Source organism: Actinoplanes sp. NPDC026623 (assembly GCF_040638275.1).
Classification (GTDB): domain Bacteria; phylum Actinomycetota; class Actinomycetes; order Mycobacteriales; family Micromonosporaceae; genus Actinoplanes.
On record NZ_JBEZXZ010000173.1, the window covers coordinates 13,937 to 18,995 of the forward strand.

The following is a 5,059-nucleotide window of genomic DNA, read 5'->3' on the forward strand; positions in this document are numbered from 1 at the left end:
CCCGCGAGCGGCGCGCGGGGGGTGGGTCGGCCCGGCGGGGCCGCCCCTCCGGCTCGGGCGGCGGACCGGCCGTATCAGGGCTAGCTTGACGTCATGGGCGAGATCCAGGTCGGCACGGCGTCGTGGACCGACAGGACCCTGCTCGAGTCGGGGTGGTACCCGCCGAGTGCCGACAATCCCGAGCGGCGCCTGGCCTACTACGCGAAGCGGTTCGGAGTCGTAGAGGTCGACGCGACCTACTACGCGCCGCCGGCCGAGCAGACCACCCGGCTGTGGGCCGAGCGCACGCCGGACGGCTTCACCTTCAACATCAAGGCCTTCAGCATGCTGACCGGCCACCCGACGAAGGTGTCGGCGATCTACAAGGACCTGCGCCCCGAGACCGACAAGAAGAACGTCTACCCGGGCGACCTGCCGGCACCCGCGTACGAAGAGGTGTGGACCCGGTTCCTGAGCGCCCTCGATCCACTGGTCGAGGCGGGCAAGCTGGGCGCGCTGCTGTTCCAGTTCCCGCCCTGGTGGGGTATCCGCCGCTCCAACAAGGACTACCTGCTCGAGGTCGCGGCCAGGTGCCGGCCGCTGCGGCCGGTCTTCGAGTTCCGCAACGCCTCCTGGTTCGACGGCGACAACGCCCGCGAGACCCTGGACTTCCTGCGCGGGCACGAGCTTCCGCTGGTCTGCGTCGACATGCCGCAGGGCCACCGGTCCTCGGTGCCGCCGGTACTGGCCGCCACCTCGGACCTGGCCGTCGTCCGGTTCCACGGCCACAGCGAGAAATGGACGAGCAAGGACATCCACGAGAAGTTCGGCTACGACTACTCGAAGAGGGAACTCCGCGAGTGGGTGCCGAAGCTGCGCGGCCTCGCCGCCGAGGCGCGGACCACCCAGGTTTTCATGAACAACTGCTACTCGGACTACGCCCAGAAGAACGCCGGCACCCTGATCGAGCTCCTGGAAGAGGCCTAGAGCTCGTCCCAGGGCACGGTCGACCAGGCCTCCCGCAGGGTCTCCGCCAGCAGGCCGTCGTCCTTGAGCGGCAGCTCGTCGATGCTGGCGATCGGCTGCGCCGGGCAGAGCGAGTTGACGGCCGCGGCCGCCGCGAAGCCGGCCAGCTCCTCGGCGCCGATCGGCCGCAGCGTCCACGGGGTGCCGTTGATGCTCATCGCGATCTGCAGCAGCACCATCGTCACGCCCCTGAGCACCGGTGCGACCGGCCACACCACCTGGCTGCCGTCCCAGAACGCCGCGTTCCAGGTGGTGCCCTCGCGGACCATGGCGTCGCGGCCGAGGAACAGCGCGTCGTCGAAGCCGGCCAGCCGCGCCTCGCGCCGGTGGTAGGTGAGCCCCATCGTCGCCCGGTGCTTGTGCTCGGGCAGCTCACGCTCGTAGATCACGGACTGCACCCGCAGGGGCGGCCCGGGCTCGTCGGGCGCCGGATCGGAGACCGACACCAGAACGTCCGGCGGGCCCTGCTCGTCGGGGCCCGGCACGAATGTCACCCGTACGGAGGCGTCCCGGACGTCGCCGAGGGCGTGCCGGATCAGCCCCAGCAGCCGGTGCTCCTCCGCCACGCCGATGCGGTGGCCGAACAGCTCCTCGGCGCCGTCGGCGAGCCGGGCCAGGTGCAGGGCCAGGCCACGGACCCGGTTGTCGCGCACCTGCAGCGACGTGAAATGCCCGTAGTTCAGGGTGGCGATCCGGTGCAGCAGCGCCAGGTCCGGCGCCTGCCCGTTCAGCTCGACGTTCACCCCTTCAACCTACGGCGTACGGGGTGACCTTCGGCCCCCGGCCGTCGGCCGGGCGTGGCGGGGTGCCCGCCGCCGCCGACCGATAATGATCACCGCGTCCGGTGCTGCTAGCCGGCGCCGGAGGAGGCGGCGACGCCGCGGGCCAGCACCAGGACCACCCCGGCCGCGATCAGGCCGGCGATCAGCACCGTGACCACCGCGGAGAAGTCCAGCTGGGCGGAGCGCCGGTCGGCGACCCGCTTCGCCGTCGCCACCGCCAGCACGGGGCCGAGCAGCGCCACCACCAGGGCCACCACCGGCAGCCCGACGGCGAGGTCGCCGCCGGCCTGCCGCCCGGCCCAGCGCAGCAGGGACCACGCCGCCACGCCGACCGCGCCGCCCAGCGCGCCCAGCACCGCGTACAGCAGCGAGGCGTTGCCCGAGCCCGGCCGCTTCGCGGGCGCCCAGGCGGCGAGGGTGGCCGCGTCCTGCAGGTAGTCCTCGGGGCCGCGGTCGCGCTGGTGCGGGATCGCCGGCTGCGGTGCCTGCGCGCCGAAGCGGTCGGCCGGCCGCCCGATCTTGTGCGCGAACTCCGCCCACAGCACCGCCGCCCGGGCGTCCACCTCGTCGCGCTCGTGCTGCGCCTTCTCGACGGCCGCCCGCGCCTCGCGGATCCGCTGGTCGGCGGCGCGGACGGCGTTGTCGGCCTCGATCGCGCGGCTGTCGTGCCAGCTGCGCGCCTCGGCCCGGTGCGCGCCGGCCTCGTCGTCCAGGTTGGTCAGCTTCCGCAGGACGCTGCGGTAATCGGCCGCGCGGCGCTCCAGCATCGAGTCGTTCTCCGGAGCTGTCATGACGGCCCGTACGGGATGATCACCTCGGCGCCGCGGTGCACCGAGCGGTCGAAGTGCAGCGCGCGCCAGGGCCGCGGATACCAGTTCGGCGAGCCGTGCCCCGGGTAGTAGGGCGACAGCTCGCTGCCGTGCACGTCCAGCGCCACCCAGGCGCCGATCGGGTCCGTCCGCGAGGCCTGCCCGCCCAGCGTGTCGCGCAGCAGGGCGGCGCCGCGCCACCAGCCGATGATGTGGATCCGCCGCTCGGGGCCCTGCCGCATGATCCGGCGCAGCGGCTCGGCGGCGGCGCTCGGGGCGGCGTCGACCGCGTACAGGAAGATGAAGTGCGGCCGGTCCGCGGCGGTGCCCAGCGCGGCCCCCTCGGCGGCGTCCTCCAGCAGCGAGTCCACGGTGTCGTTGTCGAAGTAGCCCGTCTCCGGCGGCAGGTAGCGTTTGAGCGCGTCGACGGCGGCGCCGGCGTCGGTGTCCAGGCAGGCCACCGAGAAGCGGGCCGCACCCGGCGTGAACTGCGCGGCGAGCGAGCGCGCCGCGGTGCCCAGCACCGCGCACGCCTCGTCGACCCGGGTGCCCAGCACGGCGATCGTGCGCCCCGGGGCGCGGCGCAGCACGGTCGCGGCCGAGCGCGACTCGACGTCGATGGTCTCGCCGAGCAGCACCACCGGGGCGGCCACCGTGGCCGCCGGGCTGAAGCGGCGGAACTCCGGGCTGTCCTCGAGCCGCGGAATGGCGTCGCCGTCGAAGAGCCGGGGCGCGGCCAGCTCGGGCGGGCGGTGCCGCCACAGCCGGTGCTGCAGCTCGCTCCAGCGCTCCCGGTTGCCGGCGTCCGGCACCCGGACGATCCGGTTCGCCTCGGTGGCACCCGAGTCGGCGTTGACCACCGCGTGATAGCGCGGCAGCACGTCGGCGGCCTGATTGGTCTCCGCCAGCACGCGCCGGGCCCGGGGCAGGGCGATCCGCAGCGAGAACTGCGCGACCAGCGCCGGCCGGCCCCACAGCGCCTCGATGCCGGAGACGTCCTGGCTGGCCAGGACCAGGTGGATGCCCTGCGAGCGGCCGCGCCGGGCCAGGTCCTCCAGCAGGTCGACCGCCTCGGCCGCGACCGCGTCGCGCCCGGAGAGCAGCACCTGGAACTCGTCGACCACCGCGACGATCCGGGGCCAGGTGCCGTCCGGGTCGTCGGCGCGCAGCTCGGCCAGGTTCGTCACCTCGTGACGCTTGGCGGCGTCGGCCCGGCTGCGCAGCTCCGCGCCGAGGAACCGCAGCAGGGCCAGGCCGAACTCGCGGTCGGTGTTGACGTTGACGCCGACCAGCCGCACGTGCGGCAGCCAGCTGGGGTCGCGGCGGCCCGGCGCGAACCGGGCGAACGACACCCCCTCCTTGAAGTCGAGCAGGTAGAAGGCCAGCTCGGCGGGGGAGTAGCGGGCCGCGAGGGCGCCCATCCAGGCGTAGATCAGGTTGGTCTTGCCGGTGCCGGACGGCCCCGCGATCAGGGCGTGCGGCGGATAGTCGCTGAGCGTCACGTGCACCGGGGAGCCCTGCGGGCTGTCGCCGAGCGGCGCGGTCAGCGCCCGCGCCGAGCTCTGCTGCCACTCGTGCTCCGGCAGCAGGCTGTCGAGCGAGACCGGGGCGGGCCCGGCGGCGACCTCGTCGGCGATCTTCCGGCAGGTGCGGGTGATCACGGCCGCCGTCGGCGCCGGGTCGAGCCGCACCGGCAGGTCGCCGCAGCCACTCAGGCGCGCGTCGTCACCCGGCGCCGCGTCGATGAACTCGATCCCGGCGCCGGGCCGCACCGGGAGACCCCGAATGATCAGGTGTACGCCGCAGGCCGCGCCCGTGCGCAGCAGCCGGTCCAGCTGCCCCCGCTCGTGCCGCGACAGCTCGTCGGGGCGCCCGGCGCCGAGCAGGATCGCCACCCGCCACGGCTCGGGGCGGCGCCCGGTGGCGGCGGCCAGCTCCCGCAGCGAGGTGTGCTCGCCGGCGAGCACGGTCTCGTTGATCCGGCGCACGTGGTCGACCAGGTCGTCCAGCAGCGCCGCGAGCCCGCCCGGGCCGACGAAGGTCAGCACCCCGGCCGGGGCGAGCGGGGCGAACCCGGCGAGGCCCCCGCCGAGCTGCTCGGGGTCGTAGCCGGTGATCCGGACCCGGCCGGCCTCGGTGGAGCCCAGTGCGCGCAGCACCAGCGCGGCCACCATGTCGTCCCCGACGGACTCGTCGCCGCGGATCACCACGTGACCGCGGTCGAGCAGCGGCACCAGCGCGGGCACCTCACCCTCGTACGGCAGCAGCAGCCGGCCGGCGCGCAGCTCCGGCGCCGGTACCTGGGTGCCGGCGGGCGTCGGCCGCCACCGGGACCACGGCAGGCCGGCGGCGCCCGGCGCGGCGGCCAGGGCCGTCTCGGCCGCGGCGCCGGCCAGCGCGGCCAGGTCGCGCTCGTGCCGCTCGTCGATCTCCTCGAGCCGCCTGTCCCGCTGGTCGGCAAGC

General features: G+C 74.9%; 4 protein-coding genes. 1 reads left to right on the forward strand and 3 read right to left on the reverse strand.

What is annotated here, in order from left to right:
* The first annotated feature begins 93 nt into the window (after positions 1 to 93).
* Positions 94 to 966 carry a DUF72 domain-containing protein gene (locus AB0F10_RS34725; protein WP_360635044.1) on the forward strand — a complete coding sequence of 291 codons (873 nt, stop codon included), beginning with the start codon at positions 94 to 96 and terminating at the stop codon, positions 964 to 966.
* On the opposite strand, the gene AB0F10_RS34730 is transcribed toward AB0F10_RS34725, so the two are convergent.
* From AB0F10_RS34730 to AB0F10_RS34740, 3 genes are all read right to left on the reverse strand, one after another.
* A complete protein-coding gene (locus AB0F10_RS34730) occupies positions 963 to 1,748 on the reverse strand; it encodes an aminotransferase class IV (protein ID WP_360635047.1) in 786 nt (261 codons plus the stop codon). The genes AB0F10_RS34725 and AB0F10_RS34730 overlap by 4 nt on opposite strands.
* Before the next feature lie 107 nt (positions 1,749 to 1,855).
* Complete coding sequence (locus AB0F10_RS34735; RefSeq protein WP_360635050.1) at positions 1,856 to 2,578, reverse strand: hypothetical protein; 723 nt, start codon at positions 2,576 to 2,578, stop codon at positions 1,856 to 1,858.
* On the reverse strand, positions 2,575 to 5,059 hold a 2,485-nt coding region (locus tag AB0F10_RS34740; protein ID WP_360635053.1), incomplete at its 5' end, for an FtsK/SpoIIIE domain-containing protein. The genes AB0F10_RS34735 and AB0F10_RS34740, both read right to left, overlap by 4 nt.